Source organism: Streptococcus mitis (assembly GCF_022137125.1).
In the GTDB taxonomy this organism is placed as follows: domain Bacteria; phylum Bacillota; class Bacilli; order Lactobacillales; family Streptococcaceae; genus Streptococcus; species Streptococcus mitis_CE.
Genome location: NZ_JAKNEQ010000005.1, coordinates 85,571 through 106,342, shown reverse-complemented (window position 1 = coordinate 106,342; position 20,772 = coordinate 85,571). Strand labels below are relative to the sequence as shown.

22 protein-coding genes are annotated in these 20,772 nt (G+C 40.7%); 14 read left to right on the top strand and 8 right to left on the bottom strand.

What is annotated here, in order from left to right:
- Positions 1 to 58 precede the first annotated feature (58 nt).
- From L0P31_RS05960 to L0P31_RS05930, 7 genes are all read left to right on the top strand, one after another.
- The gene (locus L0P31_RS05960; protein WP_238096158.1) at positions 59 to 628 is read left to right on the top strand and encodes a CYTH domain-containing protein; all 570 of its coding nucleotides are present in this window, start codon (positions 59 to 61) and stop codon (positions 626 to 628) included.
- 111 nt (positions 629 to 739) lie between these two features.
- Positions 740 to 1,699: a ribose-phosphate diphosphokinase gene (locus tag L0P31_RS05955; protein WP_001283823.1), complete on the top strand. Its 960-nt coding sequence runs from the start codon at positions 740 to 742 to the stop codon at positions 1,697 to 1,699.
- A 9-nt stretch (positions 1,700 to 1,708) separates the two neighbouring features.
- Positions 1,709 to 2,824 (top strand): cysteine desulfurase family protein, encoded by a 1,116-nt coding sequence (locus L0P31_RS05950; protein ID WP_064276115.1) that lies wholly within the window; start codon positions 1,709 to 1,711, stop codon positions 2,822 to 2,824.
- Between the two features lie 4 nt (positions 2,825 to 2,828).
- Positions 2,829 to 3,176 carry a DUF1831 domain-containing protein gene (locus tag L0P31_RS05945; protein WP_000863540.1) on the top strand — a complete coding sequence of 116 codons (348 nt, stop codon included), beginning with the start codon at positions 2,829 to 2,831 and terminating at the stop codon, positions 3,174 to 3,176.
- Positions 3,177 to 3,183: 7 nt separating this feature from the next.
- Positions 3,184 to 3,393 carry a DUF4649 family protein gene (locus L0P31_RS05940; RefSeq protein WP_004254203.1) on the top strand — a complete coding sequence of 70 codons (210 nt, stop codon included), beginning with the start codon at positions 3,184 to 3,186 and terminating at the stop codon, positions 3,391 to 3,393.
- An 88-nt stretch (positions 3,394 to 3,481) separates the two neighbouring features.
- Positions 3,482 to 4,123, top strand: coding sequence for a redox-sensing transcriptional repressor Rex (locus L0P31_RS05935; RefSeq protein WP_000653417.1), 642 nt, complete (start codon positions 3,482 to 3,484; stop codon positions 4,121 to 4,123).
- Between the two features lie 17 nt (positions 4,124 to 4,140).
- Entirely contained in the window at positions 4,141 to 4,830 is a 690-nt protein-coding gene (locus L0P31_RS05930) for a gamma-glutamyl-gamma-aminobutyrate hydrolase family protein (RefSeq protein WP_004254198.1), read from the top strand.
- Here L0P31_RS05930 and radC read toward each other — a convergent pair.
- The 3 genes from radC to L0P31_RS05915 all read right to left on the bottom strand — a co-directional run bounded on the left by radC (position 4,827) and on the right by L0P31_RS05915 (position 9,671).
- Positions 4,827 to 5,507 carry a RadC family protein gene (gene radC, locus L0P31_RS05925; protein WP_049501787.1) on the bottom strand — a complete coding sequence of 227 codons (681 nt, stop codon included), beginning with the start codon at positions 5,505 to 5,507 and terminating at the stop codon, positions 4,827 to 4,829. The two genes, L0P31_RS05930 and radC, sit on opposite strands and share 4 nt — an antisense overlap.
- Positions 5,508 to 5,549: 42 nt before the next feature.
- Positions 5,550 to 7,841, bottom strand: a complete 2,292-nt coding sequence (pcrA, locus tag L0P31_RS05920) for a DNA helicase PcrA (protein WP_064276114.1) — start codon at positions 7,839 to 7,841, stop codon at positions 5,550 to 5,552.
- A gap of 159 nt (positions 7,842 to 8,000) precedes the next feature.
- Positions 8,001 to 9,671, bottom strand: coding sequence for a formate--tetrahydrofolate ligase (locus tag L0P31_RS05915; protein ID WP_064276112.1), 1,671 nt, complete (start codon positions 9,669 to 9,671; stop codon positions 8,001 to 8,003).
- 225 nt (positions 9,672 to 9,896) lie between these two features.
- Between L0P31_RS05915 and coaB the strand changes: the two genes are divergently transcribed.
- The 5 genes from coaB (at position 9,897) to L0P31_RS05890 (ending at position 12,926) form a co-directional block, all read left to right on the top strand.
- Positions 9,897 to 10,586, top strand: a complete 690-nt coding sequence (coaB, locus tag L0P31_RS05910) for a phosphopantothenate--cysteine ligase (RefSeq protein WP_238096156.1) — start codon at positions 9,897 to 9,899, stop codon at positions 10,584 to 10,586.
- A gap of 11 nt (positions 10,587 to 10,597) precedes the next feature.
- Positions 10,598 to 11,149 (top strand): phosphopantothenoylcysteine decarboxylase, encoded by a 552-nt coding sequence (gene coaC, locus L0P31_RS05905; RefSeq protein WP_238096153.1) that lies wholly within the window; start codon positions 10,598 to 10,600, stop codon positions 11,147 to 11,149.
- Positions 11,133 to 11,696, top strand: a complete 564-nt coding sequence (locus L0P31_RS05900) for an ECF transporter S component (protein WP_119946659.1) — start codon at positions 11,133 to 11,135, stop codon at positions 11,694 to 11,696. Before coaC ends, L0P31_RS05900 begins: the two co-directional genes overlap by 17 nt.
- Positions 11,697 to 11,871: 175 nt before the next feature.
- Positions 11,872 to 12,399, top strand: coding sequence for an ECF transporter S component (locus L0P31_RS05895; protein ID WP_031236967.1), 528 nt, complete (start codon positions 11,872 to 11,874; stop codon positions 12,397 to 12,399).
- 11 nt (positions 12,400 to 12,410) lie between these two features.
- On the top strand, positions 12,411 to 12,926 hold the full coding sequence (locus tag L0P31_RS05890) for a transcription repressor NadR (RefSeq protein ID WP_000159191.1): 516 nt from the start codon (positions 12,411 to 12,413) through the stop codon (positions 12,924 to 12,926).
- Here L0P31_RS05890 and L0P31_RS05885 read toward each other — a convergent pair.
- From L0P31_RS05885 to L0P31_RS05865, 5 genes are all read right to left on the bottom strand, one after another.
- Positions 12,923 to 13,390 carry an 8-oxo-dGTP diphosphatase gene (locus tag L0P31_RS05885; protein ID WP_033687068.1) on the bottom strand — a complete coding sequence of 156 codons (468 nt, stop codon included), beginning with the start codon at positions 13,388 to 13,390 and terminating at the stop codon, positions 12,923 to 12,925. The genes L0P31_RS05890 and L0P31_RS05885 overlap by 4 nt on opposite strands.
- A gap of 71 nt (positions 13,391 to 13,461) precedes the next feature.
- Positions 13,462 to 13,881 carry a GNAT family N-acetyltransferase gene (locus tag L0P31_RS05880; RefSeq protein WP_238096151.1) on the bottom strand — a complete coding sequence of 140 codons (420 nt, stop codon included), beginning with the start codon at positions 13,879 to 13,881 and terminating at the stop codon, positions 13,462 to 13,464.
- Positions 13,882 to 13,895: 14 nt separating this feature from the next.
- Positions 13,896 to 14,522 carry an NAD(P)H-dependent oxidoreductase gene (locus tag L0P31_RS05875; RefSeq protein WP_024057962.1) on the bottom strand — a complete coding sequence of 209 codons (627 nt, stop codon included), beginning with the start codon at positions 14,520 to 14,522 and terminating at the stop codon, positions 13,896 to 13,898.
- Positions 14,523 to 14,531: 9 nt separating this feature from the next.
- Complete coding sequence (gene uvrB, locus L0P31_RS05870; RefSeq protein WP_049544180.1) at positions 14,532 to 16,520, bottom strand: excinuclease ABC subunit UvrB; 1,989 nt, start codon at positions 16,518 to 16,520, stop codon at positions 14,532 to 14,534.
- A 76-nt stretch (positions 16,521 to 16,596) separates the two neighbouring features.
- The gene (locus tag L0P31_RS05865; RefSeq protein ID WP_049546509.1) at positions 16,597 to 17,550 is read right to left on the bottom strand and encodes a CPBP family intramembrane glutamic endopeptidase; all 954 of its coding nucleotides are present in this window, start codon (positions 17,548 to 17,550) and stop codon (positions 16,597 to 16,599) included.
- 173 nt (positions 17,551 to 17,723) lie between these two features.
- Here L0P31_RS05865 and L0P31_RS05860 point away from each other — a divergent pair, with 173 nt between their 5' ends.
- Both L0P31_RS05860 and L0P31_RS05855 read left to right on the top strand, forming a co-directional pair.
- A complete protein-coding gene (locus L0P31_RS05860; RefSeq protein ID WP_049546508.1) occupies positions 17,724 to 19,889 on the top strand; it encodes an ABC transporter substrate-binding protein/permease in 2,166 nt (721 codons plus the stop codon).
- Positions 19,889 to 20,629, top strand: a complete 741-nt coding sequence (locus L0P31_RS05855; protein WP_001096315.1) for an amino acid ABC transporter ATP-binding protein — start codon at positions 19,889 to 19,891, stop codon at positions 20,627 to 20,629. The genes L0P31_RS05860 and L0P31_RS05855 overlap by 1 nt, the downstream gene beginning before the upstream one ends.
- Positions 20,630 to 20,772 lie beyond the last annotated feature (143 nt).

Here is a 20,772-nt window from a genome sequence, read left to right as displayed (position 1 = left end):
AACACAATGCTTATTATACCATAAATCCGCTTTCAACGATAATGAAAAGGTAAGAAAAATGAAACATTTAGAAATTGAATTGAAAACACTATTGAAAAAAGATGAATACAATCGTCTAAAAGACCAGTTCACAGGTGTCACTCCTGTTCTTCAAAAAAATTACTACATGGACACGCTTGATTTTGAACTGCGAGAAAAGAAAGTCGCTATGCGTATTCGAACCTTTGAAGACTGGGCAGAATTGACACTCAAAGTCCCACAAAGTGTCGGAAACATGGAATACAATCAAAAATTGCAACTAAAAGATGCTGAAAACTATCTGAGCAAGAAAGAACTTCCTCAAGGGCTAGTACTGGATGAATTGGCTAAACATGGTATTAAAACTAGTGAATGGCAGATTCTTGGCTGTCTAACAACGCTTCGCTATGAAATGCAAACAGCTATTGGTCTCATGGCGCTAGATGAAAGTCAGTACTTTGATATTACAGATTACGAATTAGAGCTTGAAGTTGAGAATCACGAGCAAGGGAAACAAGATTTCCAGCAATTTTTAGAGGAAAATCAGATTGCTTATCAAAAAGCTCCTTCAAAATTGGTTCGATTTGTCAAAAGCATGAAAAATAGCTGAAATAATCTCCATTTTTTGGTAAAATATAAGAGATAAAATACAAAAATCCCAGTTCATATAGGCTAGGTAGATATGGCTAGGATTTAAAAAGTTTACAGAGGACGGTCTATAATGTCAGATAGAAAAAACATGAAACTTTTCGCACTCAACTCTAACCAAGAGATTGCACAGAAAATTGCTCAAGCTGTTGGTGTCCCACTTGGAAAACTATCGTCACGTCAATTTTCAGACGGAGAAATCCAAGTGAATATCGAAGAAAGTGTCCGTGGTTATGATGTGTACATCATCCAATCAACAAGTTTCCCTGTTAACAACCACCTAATGGAATTGTTAATCATGGTTGATGCTTGTGTTCGTGCAAGTGCCCACAGTATCAACGTTGTCCTTCCATATTTTGGCTATGCACGTCAAGACCGCATTGCTTCACCTCGTGAGCCACTTACAGCTAAACTAGTTGCCAATATGCTTGTTAAGGCTGGAGTTGACCGTGTCCTTACGCTTGATTTGCATGCCGTTCAGGTTCAAGGCTTCTTTGATATTCCTGTTGACAACCTCTATACAGTTCCTCTATTTGCAAAACATTACTGCGATAAGGGCTTACTTGGTTCAGATGTTGTTGTTGTTAGCCCTAAGAATTCAGGTGTAAAGCGTGCCCGTAGCTTGGCTGAATATCTTGATGCTCCTATCGCCATTATCGACTACCCTCAAGACGACGCAACTCGCAACGAAGGTTATATTATCGGTGATGTGGAAGGTAAAAAAGCTATCTTAATTGACGATATTCTGAATACAGGACGTACCTTCTCTGAAGCTGCTAAAATCGTTGAACGTGAAGGGGCTACAGAAATCTATGCTGTTTCTAGCCACGGTCTCTTCGTCGAAGGTGCTGCTGAACTTCTTGATAATACTAATATTAAAGAAATTCTTGTGACTGATTCAGTAGCAACAAAAGAAAAAACTCCTAAAAACGTATGCTACATCACTGCAAGTGAGTTAATTGGTGATGCTATCGTCCGTATCCACGAAAGAAAACCAGTCAGCCCACTCTTTGCCTACAACAAAAAGAAATAAGGTGATTCTTTGATTTATTTGGACAATGCTGCAACGACTCCTATGTCAGCAGTTGCTATTTCAGCTATGACCAAGGTTATGCAAGAAACCCATGGCAATCCATCTAGTATCCATGGTCATGGTCGTCAAGCTGGCAAACTTTTGCGTGAAGCCCGTCAGGAACTAGCTCAATTACTAGAGACAAAACCTCAACATATCTTTTTCACTTCTGGTGGGACTGAAGGCAACAATACTGCTATCATTGGCTACTGCCTTCGTCACCAAGAAAAAGGAAAACATATCATCACAACTGCCATTGAGCACCATGCTGTCCTTGAAACAATTGATTACTTGGTTCAACACTTTGGTTTTGAAGTAACCATTATCCAGCCAAAAAATCAAGAAATCACGGCCCAGCAAATTCAAGAGGCCTTACGTAAAGATACAATCTTGGTTTCTACCATGTTTGCCAATAATGAGACAGGAAACCTACTTCCCATTGCTGAAATTGGACAAATACTCAAGCAACACCCTGCTGCTTATCATGTTGATGCAGTTCAAGCAATCGGCAAAATCCCTATTCACCCAGAAGAATTGGGCATTGATTTTCTCACTGCTTCAGCCCATAAATTCCATGGTCCTAAGGGAATCGGCTTCCTCTACGCATCTAGCATGGACTTTGATTCCTATCTCCATGGTGGAGACCAAGAACAGAAAAAACGTGCTGGAACTGAAAATCTAGCTGCCATCGTAGGCATGGTTGCAGCCCTAAAAGAAGACCTAGAAAAACAAGAAGAACATTTCCAACATGTACAAAATCTAGAAACTGCCTTTCTGGCAGAGCTAGAGGGCATTCAATATTACTTGAATATAGGCGAACACCATCTCTCTTATGTTCTCAATATTGGATTTCCTGGCCAGAAAAATGACCTCTTACTCCTTCGTCTAGATTTAGCTGGAATTTCAATCTCTACTGGCTCAGCCTGCACTGCGGGCATTGTCCAATCCAGCCATGTTCTCGAAGCCATGTATGGCGCAAATTCAGAACGCTTGAAGGAATCCGTTCGTATCAGTTTATCGCCACAAAATACTGTTGAAGACCTACAAACCCTCGCAAAAACCTTAAAAGAAATTATCGGAGGTTAGCCATATGGCATTTGAAAAAACCATTCAGTTAAAAAATTGTCGTTACGACTACACTCTTAGCCCTTCTGTTAAAAAATTCACCCTTAAGGACAACACCTTTTTTGAGACTAAGGTTGGTAACTATGAATTGACTCGCCTTTTGGAAAAAGTTCCGAACAGCGGTGAGGGATTCCAACTCAAAATCATCATTAACAAGGAACTTACAGGTGCTAAAATCAATATCACTGACAAGTTTGGGCTACGTCTGGTTGATATTTTCAAATCAGAAGACCACCACATTCATCAGGAAAAATTCTATTTCCTCATGGATAGCTTGGTAGAACGTGGTGTCTTTACAAAATCGGAAAGATAGAGCCAAAATGTTTGAACTGACCTATAAGGATAACTATCATGTAGAGCGGACTCTCAAGTATGAAGATTATGAGGCTCTCATGCTGGCTCTGTCAGGATGCGTTACCCTACCAGATACACTTTATGTGACTTCTCTGACTTTTAAGGGGCAGGAAGTTTACCAAGGACTGGTCGGAGACCTCTACCGTTTTCTATCACATGCAGATTTTTTACATTAAAACTAAGATTTTTCTTAGTTTTTTCTTGTTTTTGTTGATTTTTTCACAATGTTTCTATAAAATAGAAGAATAGAAAGGTTGTGATTTTGTGAAAGATAAACAGTCTGCTATTCCAAAAGCTACAGCGAAAAGACTCTCTCTCTACTATCGAATTTTTAAGAGATTTCATGCAGAAAAGATTGAACGTGCCAACTCTAAGCAAATTGCAGAGGCTATCGGTATTGATTCAGCGACCGTACGTCGTGATTTTTCCTATTTTGGTGAACTAGGTCGTCGTGGTTTTGGCTATGATGTCAAAAAACTGATGACGTTTTTTGCCGATTTGCTCAATGATAACTCTATTACCAATGTCATGCTGGTAGGTATTGGAAATATGGGCCATGCCCTTCTCCACTACCGCTTCCACGAGCGTAACAAGATGAAAATTATCATGGCCTTTGACCTAGATGACCATCCCGAAGTCGGTACCCAAACTCCTGATGGGATTCCCATTTACGGGATTTCTCAAATCAAGGATAAAATCAAGGATGCTGATGTCAAGACTGCTATCCTGACAGTTCCCAGCGTCAAGTCACAAGAGGTTGCCAATCTCTTGGTGGATGCTGGAGTGAAAGGAATCCTCAGTTTTTCACCAGTCCATCTGCATTTACCAAAAGACGTGGTCGTTCAGTATGTCGATTTGACAAGTGAACTCCAAACCCTCCTCTACTTCATGCGAAAAGAGGATTAGAAAGCGAAAATCATTTTATGAAAAAACCAGTTATTGGGATTACAGGAAACGAAAAAACTCATCCAGATGATGACATCATGATGAGCTACGTAGCAAAAGGCTTTGTTGAAGGCGTTAAAGAAGCTGGAGGAATTCCCATCATCCTACCGATTGGTGATCAAGAAATGGCCTGCCACTATATCAGTATGATTGACAAGCTCATCTTGACAGGTGGGCAAAATGTTGATCCAAAATTCTATGGTGAACCAAAAACCATCGATAGCGATGACTACCACCTTCAAAGGGATATCTTCGAACTAGCCCTCATCAAGGAAGCTATTAAACAGAAAAAGCCAATTTTTTCTGTCTGCCGTGGAACTCAACTCTTTAACGTTGCCATGGGTGGAACTTTGTACCAAGATATCGAAGACCATTGGCAGGATTGTTCTGCTGAGTACACAACTCAACGCTTGGTAACAGAACCTGATACTGTTCTTCGAGAAATCTATGGAGAAATTTCCCATATCAACTCCTTCCACCATCAGAGCATCAAGGATTTAGCACCTAACTTAAAGATTGCGGCTCATGATCCTAAGGATGGCATTATTGAAGCTGTCATGAGTACGGATGATATCGCCTTTCTCGGTGTCCAATGGCATCCAGAGTTTCTTTTTGAAAATCGCCCCAAAGATAAAAACCTCTTTGACTATGTCGTTAATGAACTTTAGATTAAATCCGTCTTTTCACGATAACTAAAGTAATTAGAATGAGAGACAATCAAATGGTCCAAAAGGACAATCCCCATCAGGTCACAGGCTTCTTTTACAAGTTTAGTGACATGATCATCATTTCGGCTAGGGGCTACCGCTCCCGAAGGATGATTGTGAACCAATATGAGAGAAGTCGCCATATGCTTGATAGCATAGTGAAGAATCTCTCGCGGCTCAGCGATACTACGAGTTGCAGAACCGATAAAAATGGTCTGTTGATGGATGATTTGATTTTGAGTATTGAGATAGAGCGCCACCAGGTGCTCTTGTTTTTTATGTCCCAACTCCTGCTGCATCTTCTTGGCCAACTTTTGACTGCTGAGAATACTTTCCATCTCAAGAGTCTCATGTTTGTGAATACGATGGCCCAGTTCAATCATAGCTTGTAATTCTATGGCCTTAACTCGGCCAATACCAGACAGACTCTGCAATTCCTGCAGGGTCATTTTTTTCAAATCTGTTAGGCTTGAAAGATTGTTCAAAACTTTCTGGGCAATTTCAAAAACGCTAGCTTGACGTGTTCCTGTCCTAAGTAAAATAGCTAGCAACTCTTGATTACTGAGCGCTTCAACTCCTTCTTTTGCCAGCCTTTCTCTTGGCAACAGTGAATCTTCTTGGAATGAAATACTATACATAAAAATCCTCCTCACTTTATTATTCGTGAGAAGGATGGAAAATTATATTTTTTTCTCAATTGGGGCTACACTAGCTAAAAGTTTTTTCAAACCTACTTCTGGGAAATTGATTTTTAATTCCTGCGTAGCACCGCTTCCTGAAACTTCCAGAACAGTTCCCTCTCCCCATTTCTTGTGGAGAGCAATGTCACCAATGGACCAATTTGCCTCGCTAGACCCTGATTTTGCTCCAGCTGTAAATTGACCAAACGGAAGACCGCTTGACTGGATAGATTTTGGGGCAGCACTACGTTTACGGTCTTGGAGGGCCTGCGCCAAACTCATACCTTGACCGAAGGCAAGACCACCACTGCTATATGATGCCTTAAAGCTTGAATTTGCTGGACGCGCCAGACCTTGATACTCAAGCAAGTCTGAGCTGATTTCGTTAATAAAACGAGTTGGACGGTTGTAGTTGGTACGACCAAAAAGCAGGCGCGAGTTGGCATTTGTCAGATAGAGAATTTTCTCTGCACGCGTAATTCCTACATAGGCCAGACGGCGTTCTTCTTCTAATTCATCTTGATCTTCAGCCGCACGACTAAGTGGAAAGACATTTTCTTCCATCCCAATCAAAAAGACAACTGGAAACTCGAGACCTTTAGCAGCATGTAGGGTCATCAAGGTCACTTCTGATGTCTCCTGACTACCTGAATCTGTATCCGCAATCAAGGCTAAATCATTTAAGAAACGACTCAGTTTGTCCAGACCGGTTTCCTCTTCTGGCCCATCAGAGGTGTCATCAAAGTTTTTCGTCACAGAAAGGAACTCTTCAATATTTTCAACCCTAGCCTTGCTTTCTAAAGTCGCTTGAGCATTTAGAATATCGACGTAACCTGTTTTTTCTAGAACAGCCTCAACCAACTCAGTAATGCTTAAGTGGTCCAGTTGCTCCCTCAAATCCAGAATCATATTGGCAAAATCCCAGATAGACTGGGCTGCTTTACCCTTGATACCAGACAACATGATATTGGCTGAAGCATCTAGCATGGACATGTCTTGCATATTCGCAAAGTCATGGATTTTCTCAACTGTACCTGGCCCAATTCCACGTTTCGGTTCGTTGATAATACGCTCAAAACTAATATTGTCACTCAAATTGGCAATGAGGTTGAGGTAAGCGATAATATCTCGGATTTCCTTACGGCTGTAGAACTTGGTTCCGCCAACCATGGTATAAGGAATATTTGACTTGAGCAAGGCTTCCTCGATAGTACGGGACTGCGCATTAGTACGATAAAGAACTGCAAAATCCTTGTGAAGGAAGTTTTGACTCCGACCAAGTTCATCTATAGTTCTGGCTACAAATACAGCCTCATCTAGCTCATCATTGGCACGATAGTAAACGATTTGCTCCCCATCAGCATTTTGAGTCCAGAGATTCTTAGGACGGCGATTTTTATTGTTTTTGATAACCTCATTAGCCGCTTGGAGAATGGTTTTAGTTGAGCGATAATTCTCCTCCAACAAAACAACCTTGGCTTGGGGATAATCCTTTTCGAAGTCCAAGATATTCTGCATATCAGCACCACGCCAACCGTAGATAGACTGGTCCGCATCCCCAACCACACAGATATTTTTAAAGCGCGAAGCCAAGAGTTTGACCAATTGGTACTGGGCATGGTTGGTATCTTGGTACTCATCAACGTGGATGTATTGGAATTTCTGTTGATAGTAAGTCAAGACATCAGGATTCTGATCAAAGAGACGCAAGGTCAGCATAATCAAATCATCAAAGTCAACCGACTCCGACTGACGAAGCTCTTTTTGGTAAGCCGTGTAACACTGGGACACGATTTGCGTATACATATCGCCAGCTTGGGCAGCATAAGCTACATCATCAATCAGGTCATTCTTAGCATTGGAAATGGTTCCTAAGATGCTTCGTTCATTCCATTTTTTCGGATCCAAGTTCAACTGCTTGAGAATGCGTTTCATGAGCGTTCGCTGTTCACCAGGATCTACAATTGTAAAATTGCGGTTGTAGCCAATATGGTCCGCATCGCGACGTAGTATACGAACACACATGGAGTGGAAGGTCGCAATCAAACAGTCCTGAGTGGCTGAATTGAGACCATAAGCACGCTCTTTCATCTCACGCGCAGCCTTGTTAGTAAAGGTAATGGCCAAGATATTCCAAGGATTGACCAGCTTTTCATCAATCAGATAAGCGATGCGGTGGGTCAAAACTCGAGTCTTCCCAGAGCCAGCCCCTGCCATGATTAACAAGGGACCTTCTGTCGTTTGTACCGCCTCAGCCTGACGGTCATTCATTCCATTTAATAATGCGTTCATCTTCTCTTCCTTACTCTTGAAGTCAATATTTCTATTATATCAGAATTCAGGGAAAATATCTTTACCTAGACTGGTTACGTGTAGAAGGCAACTCCTTATATCTAGATAAAAAATGAGCTTGGATAGTATTTCCAAACTCATTTGAATTCAATTAAACTATTAGAACAAGCCTAGAACGGTTCCATCGCTTTCAACATCCATGTTTAGAGCAGCTGGTCGTTTTGGAAGTCCTGGCATGGTCATGACATCTCCAGTTAAGGCAACTATGAAGCCTGCACCTAATTTTGGCACCAATTCGCGAATGGTAATTTCAAAGTTTTCAGGTGCTCCAAGTGCACTGGGATTGTCTGAGAAACTATACTGAGTCTTAGCCATACAGATTGGTAATTTATCCCAGCCATTTTGAACAATTTGAGCGATTTGAGTTTGAGCTTTCTTTTCGAAGTTTACTTTTGAACCACGATAGATTTCAGTAACAATCTTTTCAATCTTTTCTTGGACAGAAATGTCGTTGTCATAAAGACGAGTGTAGTTAGCTGGGTTTTCAGCGATTGTTTTAACCAAGGTTTCAGCCAGTGCCACTCCACCTTCTGCCCCATTAGCCCAAACACTAGCCAATTCAACTGGTACATCGATTGAAGCACAGAGTTCTTTTAAGGCTGCAATTTCAGCCTCTGTATCAGATACAAATTCATTAATAGCTACGACTGCTGGAATACCGAACTTACGGATATTTTCAACGTGGCGTTTCAAGTTAGCAAAACCTGCACGAACTGCTTCTACGTTTTCTTCAGTAAGAGCGTCTTTAGCCACACCACCATTCATCTTAAGGGCACGAAGGGTTGCAACAATGACAACTGCATCTGGAGATGTTGGCAAGTTTGGTGTCTTGATATCAAGGAATTTTTCAGCACCAAGGTCCGCACCAAAACCAGCTTCAGTAACTGTGTAATCAGCCAAGTGAAGGGCTGTGCTTGTTGCCAAGACTGAATTACATCCGTGAGCAATATTGGCAAATGGACCACCGTGTACAAAGGCAGGTGTACCGTAAATTGTCTGAACCAGGTTCGGTTTAATAGCATCCTTCAAAATCAAAGCCAAGGCACCTTCAACCTGCAAATCACCTACAGAAACTGGTGTACGGTCGTAACGATAACCAATAACGATATTCGCCAAACGACGTTTCAAGTCCTCGATGTCCGTTGCCAAGCAAAGAATTGCCATGATCTCTGAAGCAACTGTAATGTCAAAGCCATCCTCACGTGGAATACCATTTAGAGGGCCACCAAGCCCAACTGTTACATGGCGAAGAGCACGGTCGTTCAAGTCCACAACACGTTTCCAAAGGATACGACGTTGGTCAATTCCCAACTCATTTCCTTGGTGTAAGTGGTTGTCAATCAAGGCAGAAAGAGCATTGTTGGCAGTTGTAATGGCATGCATATCCCCAGTAAAATGAAGGTTGATGTCTTCCATTGGCAGAACTTGAGCATAACCACCTCCAGCTGCACCACCCTTAATTCCCATTACTGGACCAAGAGATGGTTCGCGAATAGCAATCATGGTTTTCTTGCCAATCTTGTTCAAGGCATCCGCAAGACCAATGGTAATAGTTGATTTTCCTTCACCTGCAGGTGTTGGGTTGATGGCAGTAACCAAGATCAATTTCCCAACTGGATTGCTCTCAACTGCACGAATTTTATCAAAGCTGAGCTTAGCCTTGTACTTTCCATACAACTCCAAATCATCGTAAGAAATACCAAGTTTCTCTACAACATCAACGATTGGCTTCAACTCAATACTCTGTGCGATTTCAATATCTGTTTTCATTCAAAACTCCTATAACCTCTTTTATGATAATTCATTATAACACAAAACAAGATTTTTAACATCCCAAAACTCTCTAAACGTTCGTAAATATCCCTGTTTTTAAGGTTTTTAGAGTCCTTTCTTAAATTTTATATGGCTTTATAGTTTGAAACTATATTCTTTCCTTTTACCAAATTTTTATCACTTTCATTTTACTTACCGTTTATTTTTGTGTACAATAGTGCTATGAAAATTTTAGTTACATCGGGCGGTACCAGTGAAGCTATCGATAGCGTCCGCTCTATCACTAACCATTCTACAGGTCGCTTGGGCAAAATCATCACAGAGACTTTGCTTGCTTCAGGACATGAAGTTTGTTTAATAACGACAAAACGAGCTCTGAAGCCAGAAGCCCATCCCAACCTAATCATTCGAGAAATTAACAATACCAAGGACCTTCTACTGGAAATTCAAGAACGTGTTCAGGATTATCAGGTCTTGATTCACTCAATGGCGGTGTCCGACTACACTCCTGTCTATATGACAGGGGTTGAGGAAGTTCAATCTAGTTCCAATCTAGAAGAATTTTTAAGCAAGCAAAATCATCAAGCTAAGATTTCTTCAACTGACGAGGTTCAGGTTTTATTCCTGAAAAAAACACCAAAAATCATCTCTTTAGTCAAGGAGTGGAATCCAGCTATTCATCTGATTGGCTTTAAGCTACTGGTTGATGTTAACGAAGATCATCTGGTTGACATTGCTAGAAAAAGTCTTATCAAGAACCAAGCAGACTTGATTATCGCAAATGACCTGACTCAAATTTCAGCAAACCAGCATCGTGCTATCTTTGTTGAGAAAAATCAGCTTCAAACAGTCCAGACTAAAGAAGAAATTGCAGAACTCCTCCTTGAAAAGATTCAAGCCTATCATTCATAGAAAGGAAAGCTATGGCACATATTCTCTTGGCTGTAACGGGGTCTATCGCCTCTTACAAGTCGGCAGATTTAGTCAGTTCTCTAAAAAAACAAGGTCATCAAGTCACTGTTTTAATGACTCAGGCTGCTACTGAGTTTATCCAACCTTTGACACTACAGGTACTCTCACAGAATCCTGTCCACTTGGATGTCATGAAGGAACCCTATCCTGATCAAGTCAATCATATCGAACTTGGAAAAGAAACTGATCTACTCATCGTGGCCCCTGCAACTGCTAACACTATTGCAAAATTAGCCCACGGATTTGCGGACAACATAGTAACCAGTACGGCTCTAGCCTTGCCAAGTCATATCCCAAAACTCATCGCACCAGCTATGAATACAAAAATGTATGACCATCCGGCAACTCAGGCTAATCTGAAAACATTAGAAGCCTACGGCTATCAGCTGATTGCTCCTAAAGAATCCCTACTAGCTTGCGGCGATCATGGAAGAGGAGCTTTAGCCGACCTCACAATTATTTTAGAAAGAATAAAGGAAACTCTCGATGAAAAAACGCTCTAATATTGCGCCCATTGCTATCTTCTTTGCAACCATGCTTGTGATTCATTTTCTAAGCTCACTTATCTTTAACCTTTTTCCATTCCCAATCAAACCGACTATCGTTCATATTCCTGTCATTATTGCCAGCATTATCTACGGTCCACGAGTTGGGGTTACACTTGGATTTTTGATGGGGCTTCTTAGCTTGACCGTTAATACGATTACTATTCTGCCGACAAGCTATCTCTTCTCTCCATTCGTGCCAAACGGAAACATCTATTCAGCTATCATTGCCATTGTCCCACGTATTTTGATTGGTTTAACTCCTTATCTAATCTATAAACTAATGAAAAACAAGACCGGGCTAATCCTAGCCGGTGCCCTTGGTTCACTTACCAACACTGTCTTTGTACTTGGTGGAATTTTCTACCTTTTTGGAAATGTTTTTGATGGTAATATCCAAAAACTCTTAGCAACCGTTATCTCAACAAACTCAATTGCTGAATTAGTTATTTCTGCAGTTCTAACCCTAGCTATTGTCCCAAGGCTACAAACATTGAAAAAATAAAATCAATCTCCGCTTTCAAACTTGAATGTGGAGATTTTGTTTGATGTAGTTTGTGTTTTTAATGAAATATTTGCGAGACTTTAACTTAAAATGATCTATAAACCTAAGTAAATCCTTGCTTTATTGTCTTGTTTATTGTACTATACTAGTGTATATACACTAAAAGGAGATTCTTATGAATACACGGAAAAAGACCCAATTTATGACAATGACAGCCCTCTTAACGGCTATTGCGATTTTGATTCCAATTGTTATGCCTTTCAAGATTGTCATTCCACCTGCTTCCTATACATTGGGGAGCCACATTGCTATTTTTATCGCCATGTTCCTATCTCCCTTGATGGCAGTTTTCGTCATCCTAGCCTCTAGTTTTGGATTTTTGATGGCTGGCTATCCCATGGTTATCGTATTTCGAGCTTTTTCCCATATCTTTTTTGGGACTTTAGGAGCTCTTTACCTACAAAAATTCCCCGATACCCTAGATAAAGCAAAATCTTCCTGGATTTTCAACTTTGTTTTAGCTGTCGTTCATGCCCTTGCTGAAGTATTAGCCTGCGTCGTTTTTTACGCAACTTCTGGTACCAATGTAGAAAATATGTTTTATGTTCTATTTGTGCTAGTTGGATTTGGTACAATTATCCATAGTATGGTAGACTATACATTAGCACTAGCTGTCTATAAAGTGCTTCGCAAACGCCGTTAAAAGGAAGAACTATGACAAAAGATCGCAAACAAGCCCTGCTCCAACTCTTGAAAGAAACTCCTAAAGCCCTCAATGGCCAAAGTTTAGCTGAACATTTTCATGTTACACGCCAGGTCATTGTACAGGACATTGCAATTTTAAGAGCCGATGGCGCTCCTATCCTATCCACCAATCGTGGCTACGTCTATAAGCAAATTGAAACCAACCCTTATGTTCACAAACTTTTCAAAGTGAAACATGAAGTTGAAGAAATCGGTCAAGAACTCCTTGCTATCGTAGATAATGGCGGACGTGTTCAAAACACCTTGATTGACCATCCCGTCTATGGAGAAATTGAAACCTTGCTGAAACTGTCTTGTCGTAGAGATGTGCAACATTTTCTAGAACAAGTTGAGCATTCAGATTTTAGACCTCTGTCTGAATTAACAGATGGTATCCATTACCACCTAGTTGAAGCCGAAACACAACAAGACCTCCACTATATCGAGGAGGCCTTAGATCAGCTAGGTTATTTAGTAAAAGACTAGAAGATTTTCTTCGCCCAGCCATCTTCTGTACGGTGGCGGTAGAAAAATTCAGATTTGTCAGGAGCTTCCATCATCTCCATCAATGGTAACATATCATAGGCCAGATCCAAGTTTGGAATCTGGTCTTTTTGCACCCAAGAAACTTCTCCTTCATCTGAAGAGCGAAGGGTACCAGAGAACTCAGTCGCCTTATAACAAAAGACGATATAGCGCCCGCCTGTATCCAGAGGCCAATTTTTAATGCCGACAAGTTGAGGATTTTGGATAGTCAACCCTGTTTCTTCGTAGATTTCACGAATGACAGACTCCGCAAAAGCCTCACCATTTTCTACATGACCTCCTGGAAAGGCATAACCAGACCAGCGATTGGTTTCAGGAGAGCGATACTGCATAACCACGCGCTGGGTTTCGAGATCTTCAATCAGACAAATATTTGTTAAAATCGTTAATTGGGAACGGGACATAAATTTACTCACTTTCTAATTTATTAAATTTTCAGACTTGCACCAGTGCCATTAGCTTCTACTTTGTAAAATTATTTAGAATAGAATACCATACGTTTTTCCTTTATGGGCTTTCCAAGTTCAAGCATCTTTTCTTGTCCATCAAAAGTAAAAACCATTTTTTGATAGAAAGCTATGGCTCGCTTATTATCTTTCAATACCCATAAGAAAATTTCAGAAAAATGATTAAGAGCAGTCAAAGCTGCTCTAACTAACTTTTGTGCGATACCTTTTCCATAACTGATAAAACCAACTACCTTCATGCCATCTATCGCAATCAATGTATTTTCTGGATACTTTTGACTAAAGAATCGACACCTTTCCAATGTCATTGTCTCCTGAAATTCTGCAGGCAAAAGGTCGTCATAAGCCTCTCTCCACGCTTTCCAGTGAACGAGAGATTTACTTTCTATCTCTTCAGGAGTTTCCATTGATTTGATAACAACCGTCATTTATTTTCTTCTCCTTAATCCAACAGTCTGACTTCCTTTGCTACTTTTTGTAGAAATTTTTCTCTTGTTGAACTTGTATTCACTTCACGTCCTAACTCTCCTAAGATTGAAACCCTCTTTGTTTTGATACCGCAATGATTCAGGACAGCATTCTTTAATACTGATATTCCATAACTGTCTGGAATATTAATCGGACCTGAAAATACTTTGTACCACCAAGTTGGTGCCATGGAGGTTGCATAAATACTAGCTGTTTTTCCTTTTAGTAACTTTTTAAACTGATTACCTCTCAAGTAGTTCAAAATAAAGCTTCCTCGATTATTTGCTGAGTATGCAATGCCTGGCGTAAAAACACGATCAATCCACCCCTTCAATAGACTAGGCATACTACTCCACCAAATTGGATAAACAAAAATGAAATGATCTGCCCACTGAATTAATTCCTGAGATCGTAGAATAAACGGATCGTCCTCCATCCTTTGTCGATAACCATAACGTAAAACAGGATCAAACTCTTCCTCATTAAGATTAATCATTTCAAGTTCATGTCTCTTTGAGTCTATATTTTCTACAATCGTTTGAAAAATTGCTTGGCAGTAACTTTCTTTATCAGGATGTCCATTAATAACTAAAATATTCATAAAATTCCCCTAATCCAACGCCTTGACTTCCAGCATCATATCGCGAATCTGTGCAGCCAGTTCAAAGTCAAGCACTTCGACAGCTTCTTGCATTTGTTTTTCTAGTTTCTTGACGAGTTCTTTGCGTTCTTGTTTGTTTAGGCTATTGATATCGACTTCCTTGTCCTCTTCCTTAGCAACTGCCTTAGTTACTGCAATTAGGTCACGGATTTCTTTCTTAATAGTTTGTGGAACGATACCATGTTCTTCATTATAGGCCATCTGGATTTTCCGACGGCGAGCCGTTTCATCAATGGCACGTTGCATAGACTGAGTCACAGTGTCCGCATACATGATGACATGCCCTTCACTGTTACGAGCAGCACGACCAATTGTCTGGATAAGACCACGTTCATTACGAAGGAAACCTTCCTTGTCAGCATCAAGAATGGCTACGAGACTCACTTCGGGAACGTCAATCCCTTCACGGAGCAGGTTGATTCCGACCAAGACATCAAAGACACCCAAGCGCAGGTCACGAATTATCTCCGTCCGCTCCAAGGTCTTGATATCCGAGTGCATGTACTTGACCTTGATGCCCATTTCCTTGAAGTAGTCGGTTAAGTCCTCTGCCATTTTCTTGGTCAAGGTTGTGATAAAGGTACGCTCATTTTTCTCAACACGGGCATTGATTTCACCTAAGAGGTCATCAATCTGTCCCATAGTCGGACGAACTTCCACCTCAGGATCCAAAAGACCTGTTGGTCGAATGATTTGCTCAATCACTGTCTCGGTCTGTTCATTTTCATAGTCACCAGGTGTCGCTGAAACGTAAACAATCTGATGCACATGGCTTTCAAACTCTTCACGACGGAGAGGTCGATTGTCCAAAGCTGATGGCAAACGGAAACCATAATTAACCAGCATTTCCTTACGCGAACGGTCCCCATTGTACATGCCTTTGATTTGCCCCATTGTCATGTGGCTCTCATCAATCATAATTAAGAAATCATCTGGGAAGAAGTCGAGAAGGGTATAAGGAGGCTCACCCTCACTCCGTCCATCCATGTGACGTGAATAGTTCTCAACCCCGTTGGTATAGCCCATCTCACGCAGCATTTCGATATCGTACTCTGTCCGTTGTTTCAAGCGCTGGGCTTCAAGCAATTTACCTTCCTTTTCAAAGACAGCTAGTTGCTCCTCCAACTCGGCTTGAATCTTTGCAATGGCAACTTCCATGTGGTCGTCATTGGTCACAAAGTGAGTCGCAGGGAAAATCGCCAAATGATCCACTTCTCCCAAGACCTGACCTGTCAGAGCCTCAACCTCACGGATACGGTCAATTTCGTCTCCAAAAAATTCTACTCGAAAGGCGTGTTCATCACGAGATGCTGGGAAAATCTCCACCACATCCCCACGCACACGAAATCTTCCCCGTTGGAAATCAATATCATTACGTTCAAACTGGATATCAACCAAGTCATTCAAAAGTTTATCACGAGAAATTTCAAGACCTGGACGGAGACTAACGACACTATCAGCGTATTCCTTGGGCGAACCCAAACCATAGATACAAGAGACTGAGGCCACGACAATAACATCATTGCGCTCCAAAAGGGCCGAAGTAGCTGAGTGACGAAGTTTGTCAATCTCGTCATTGACAGAACTATCTTTTTCAATATAGGTATCACTAGAAGGGACATAGGCCTCAGGTTGGTAATAATCATAGTAAGACACAAAGTACTCAACTGCATTTTCAGGGAAAAATTCCTTAAACTCCCCATAGAGCTGTCCTGCTAGAGTTTTATTGTGGGCGATGACCAGAGTTGGTTTATTGACTTTGGAAATAACCTGACTCATGGTATAGGTCTTTCCTGTTCCGGTCGCCCCCATCAGAATCTGAGCTTTTTCTCCACCCTCGATATTATCTACCAATTGCTCGATAGCTTGGGGTTGATCTCCTGATGGTTGATATTTTGATACTAGTTTAAATTGATTATCTGTAATACGATTGATCATAAGAATCCTCTCTCCATGTGCTATTCCTATTTTAGCATACTTGTATCATTTTCACGAAGAAAAGGACGGACCGAAGTCACATCCTTTCATTTTCTTTCTTTAATTGATAGACGAGGTAGAGAATCAGCAGTAGCAAGACCAGACTTGTCATGATAGAACCTTCTATGCCAAAAGAACCACCTGATAGCCAATCTTGATTACCTTGTGGTAAAAAGGTCATCAGCGATGTTCCTGACTGCTGACCACTAACTAAAATCCCACAGAGATTTCCTTGAGCAAAATTCCAAGCACCATGAATACCTGCCACACTCCAAACTGTATCAGTTTTGAGAAGGTAAAGAGCCATGGCAACTCCGAATAAGAAGAGATTCATTAGAGATAGAGGTGTGAGACCAGAATTTCCCACATGAAGCAGGGTAAAGAATAGGCTAGATATAAGAACAGCAAGTTTTAGATTAGTTCTTGAGGCCAATTGGGGAAGGAGCCAAGCACGGGACACCACTTCTTCTGCTGTCCCCTGTAAAATCCAAAATGGAATAGTAAAGACAACAAAGGCAAGCGAATAAGGATTTAAGTGAATAGACTCAAAACGATATTGCCCCAAGGCCACTAAACCTAACAAGGTCAGAAGAAAAAGTGCCAGGCCTAGGCCAAATCCTTTAAAGAGATTGCTGAGGAAATTCTCTCTATAAAATCCCAAAGTTCGAATAGGTCTTTTCTCAACTTTTCTAGTCCATCTGAACACAGTGTTGAGAATAAAACCAAAGGCCAGCAATTCTAAAATTAAACGAAAATCACCTGTTTTATCCATCAAGCTCTGCTGCAAGGTCTGCAAGTAGATTGCAAAAGCTTGACCAGCCTCTCCAAAATTTCTAGCAAGTCCGATGAGAGCTAACAAACTAATACCATATAAAGTATAAGCCACAAACTCTCCTATAAAGACAAAAGCAAAGGCTAACAAGGGGCTTGTGTAGAGGTTTAACCGCATTTGAGAAGCTTGGAAGTCTTTAAAAATTCTTTTGTTCTTCACATCTCCGTCCTCTTTTCTTCCATTATATACTGTTATTATAGCACTTTGTGGTAGCAGTTCAAGAAAGAAATAAAGAGCTTTTATGTTATATCTTCTAACATAAAAGTCCCTAGATTTGCATTTTTTTGTTTTTTCTGATATAATGGGAAAATATTCGGAAAAGGAGACTAAAAATGAAGAAAAAATTTCTAGCATTTTTGCTAATTTTATTCCCAATTTTCTCATTAGGTATTGCGAAAGCAGAGACGATTAAGATTGTGTCTGATACCGCCTATGCACCTTTTGAGTTTAAAGATTCAGATCAAACTTATAAAGGAATTGATGTGGACATTATCAACAAAGTCGCTGAGATTAAAGGATGGAATATTCAGATGTCCTATCCTGGATTTGATGCAGCGGTAAATGCGGTTCAAGCTGGTCAAGCTGACGCTATCATGGCAGGGATGACAAAGACGAAAGAACGTGAAAAAGTCTTCACCATGTCTGATACTTACTATGATACAAAAGTTGTCATTGCAACTACAAAGGCACACAAAATTAGCAAGTACGACCAATTAACTGGTAAAACTGTTGGTGTTAAAAACGGAACTGCCGCTCAACGTTTCCTTGAAACAATCAAAGATAAATACGGCTTTACTATTAAAACATTTGACACTAGTGATTTGATGAACAACAGCTTGAGTGCTGGTGCCATTGATGCCATGATGGATGACAAGCCTGTTATCGAATATGCCATCAACCAAGGTCAAGACCTCCATATTGAAATGGATGGTGAAGCTGTAGGGAGTTTTGCTTTCGGTGTGAAAAAAGGAAGCAAATACGAGCACCTGGTTACTGAATTTAACCAAGCCTTGGCTGAAATGAAAAAAGATGGTAGTCTTGATAAAATCATCAAGAAATGGACTGCTTCGTCTTCTTCGTCAGTACCAACTACAACTACTACAGCTGGTCTGAAAGCAACTCCTGTTAAAGCTAAATACATCATTGCCAGCGATTCTTCTTTTGCACCTTTTGTGTTCCAAAACTCAAGCAACCAATTTACTGGTATTGATATGGACTTGATTAAGGCTATCGCTAAAGACCAAGGTTTCGAAATTGAAATCACCAATCCAGGTTTCGATGCAGCTATCAGTGCTGTTCAAGCTGGACAAGCTGATGGTATCATTGCTGGTATGTCTGTCACAGATGCTCGTAAGGCAACTTTTGACTTCTCAGAATCATACTACACTGCCAATACTATCCTTGGTGTCAAAGAATCAAGCACCATTGCTTCTTATGAAGATTTAAAAGGAAAGACAGTTGGTGTTAAAAACGGAACTGCTTCTCAAACCTTCCTAACAGAAAATCAAAGCAAATACGGTTACAAAATCAAAACTTTTGCTGATGGTTCTTCAATGTATGACAGTTTAAACACTGGTGCCATTGATGCCGTTATGGATGATGAACCTGTTCTCAAATATTCTATCAGCCAAGGACAAAAATTGAAAACTCCAATCGCTGGAACTCCAATCGGTGAAACAGCCTTTGCCGTTAAAAAAGGAGCAAATCCAGAGTTAATTGAAATGTTCAACAACGGACTTGCAAACCTTAAAGCAAACGGAGAATTCCAAAAGATTCTTGATAAATACCTAGCTAGTGAGTCTTCATCTGCATCAACAAGCACTGTTGATGAGACAACTATCTGGGGCTTGCTTCAAAACAACTACAAACAACTCCTTAGCGGTCTTGGTATCACTCTTGCTCTAGCTCTTATCTCATTTGCTATTGCCATTGTCATCGGGATTATCTTTGGTATGTTTAGCGTTAGCCCCTACAAATCTCTTCGTGTGATCTCTGAGATTTTCGTTGACGTTATCCGTGGTATTCCATTGATGATTCTTGCAGCCTTTATCTTCTGGGGAATTCCAAACTTCATCGAGTCTATCACAGGCCAACAAAGTCCAATTAACGACTTCGTAGCTGGTACTATCGCCCTCTCACTCAATGCGGCTGCTTATATCGCTGAAATCGTTCGTGGTGGTATTCAGGCTGTTCCGGTTGGTCAAATGGAAGCCAGCCGAAGCTTGGGTATCTCTTATGGAAAAACCATGCGTAAGATTATCTTGCCACAAGCAACTAAATTGATGTTGCCAAACTTTGTTAACCAATTCGTTATCGCTCTTAAAGATACAACCATCGTATCTGCTATCGGTTTGGTTGAACTCTTCCAAACTGGTAAGATTATCATCGCCCGTAACTACCAAAGTTTCAAGATGTATGCAATCCTTGCTATCTTCTATCTTGTAATTATCACACTTTTGACTAGACTAGCGAAACGCTTAGAAAAGAGGATTCGTTAATGGCAAAACTAAAAATTGATGTAAATGATTTACACAAGCACTATGGAAAAAATGAGGTTTTAAAAGGAATTACGACCAAGTTCTATGAAGGAGATGTTGTTTGTATCATCGGTCCTTCAGGTTCTGGTAAATCAACCTTCCTTCGTAGCCTCAATCTTCTAGAAGAAGTTACGAGCGGTCACATCACTGTGAACGGTTATGACTTAACTGAAAAAACTACCAACGTTGACCACGTCCGTGAAAATATCGGAATGGTGTTCCAACACTTCAACCTCTTCCCTCATATGTCTGTATTGGACAATATCACCTTTGCTCCTATTGAGCACAAGTTGATGACTAAGGAAGAAGCTGAGAAATTGGGAATGGAATTGCTTGACAAGGTTGGGCTAGCAGATAAAGCTAATGCTAATCCAGATAGCCTATCAGGTGGTCAAAAACAACGTGTGGCTATCGCTCGTGGACTCGCCATGAATCCTGATATCATGCTCTTTGATGAGCCAACTTCCGCTCTTGACCCTGAGATGGTCGGAGACGTACTAAACGTTATGAAGGAATTGGCTGAGCAAGGTATGACCATGATCATCGTAACCCATGAGATGGGATTTGCCCGTCAGGTTGCCAACCGCGTTATCTTTACTGCAGATGGCGAGTTCCTTGAAGACGGAACACCTGATCAAATCTTTGACAACCCTCAACACCCTCGTCTGAAAGAGTTCTTGGACAAGGTCTTAAACGTCTAAACGCAAACTGTAAGGATTTCCTTGCAGTTTTTTTCTATCTCGTATTGGATTTTTTGATTTTTCGGAAAATTATGTTAGAATTAAGTTTATGAAATGAGGTTTCCTCATACCTAGCAAGACTAGGAATAAAAATAGAAATTAGG

Coding starts and splice junctions, on each gene's coding strand:
- L0P31_RS05960 (WP_238096158.1), top strand. CDS start 59: ATGAAACATTTAGAAATTGAATTGAAAACACTATTGAAAAAAGATGAA.
- L0P31_RS05955 (WP_001283823.1), top strand. CDS start 740: ATGTCAGATAGAAAAAACATGAAACTTTTCGCACTCAACTCTAACCAA.
- L0P31_RS05945 (WP_000863540.1), top strand. CDS start 2,829: ATGGCATTTGAAAAAACCATTCAGTTAAAAAATTGTCGTTACGACTAC.
- L0P31_RS05940 (WP_004254203.1), top strand. CDS start 3,184: ATGTTTGAACTGACCTATAAGGATAACTATCATGTAGAGCGGACTCTC.
- L0P31_RS05930 (WP_004254198.1), top strand. CDS start 4,141: ATGAAAAAACCAGTTATTGGGATTACAGGAAACGAAAAAACTCATCCA.
- radC (WP_049501787.1), bottom strand. CDS start 5,507: ATGTATAGTATTTCATTCCAAGAAGATTCACTGTTGCCAAGAGAAAGG.
- pcrA (WP_064276114.1), bottom strand. CDS start 7,841: ATGAACGCATTATTAAATGGAATGAATGACCGTCAGGCTGAGGCGGTA.
- L0P31_RS05915 (WP_064276112.1), bottom strand. CDS start 9,671: ATGAAAACAGATATTGAAATCGCACAGAGTATTGAGTTGAAGCCAATC.
- coaB (WP_238096156.1), top strand. CDS start 9,897: ATGAAAATTTTAGTTACATCGGGCGGTACCAGTGAAGCTATCGATAGC.
- coaC (WP_238096153.1), top strand. CDS start 10,598: ATGGCACATATTCTCTTGGCTGTAACGGGGTCTATCGCCTCTTACAAG.
- L0P31_RS05900 (WP_119946659.1), top strand. CDS start 11,133: ATGAAAAAACGCTCTAATATTGCGCCCATTGCTATCTTCTTTGCAACC.
- L0P31_RS05895 (WP_031236967.1), top strand. CDS start 11,872: ATGAATACACGGAAAAAGACCCAATTTATGACAATGACAGCCCTCTTA.
- L0P31_RS05890 (WP_000159191.1), top strand. CDS start 12,411: ATGACAAAAGATCGCAAACAAGCCCTGCTCCAACTCTTGAAAGAAACT.
- L0P31_RS05885 (WP_033687068.1), bottom strand. CDS start 13,390: ATGTCCCGTTCCCAATTAACGATTTTAACAAATATTTGTCTGATTGAA.
- L0P31_RS05880 (WP_238096151.1), bottom strand. CDS start 13,881: ATGACGGTTGTTATCAAATCAATGGAAACTCCTGAAGAGATAGAAAGT.
- L0P31_RS05875 (WP_024057962.1), bottom strand. CDS start 14,522: ATGAATATTTTAGTTATTAATGGACATCCTGATAAAGAAAGTTACTGC.
- uvrB (WP_049544180.1), bottom strand. CDS start 16,520: ATGATCAATCGTATTACAGATAATCAATTTAAACTAGTATCAAAATAT.
- L0P31_RS05860 (WP_049546508.1), top strand. CDS start 17,724: ATGAAGAAAAAATTTCTAGCATTTTTGCTAATTTTATTCCCAATTTTC.
- L0P31_RS05855 (WP_001096315.1), top strand. CDS start 19,889: ATGGCAAAACTAAAAATTGATGTAAATGATTTACACAAGCACTATGGA.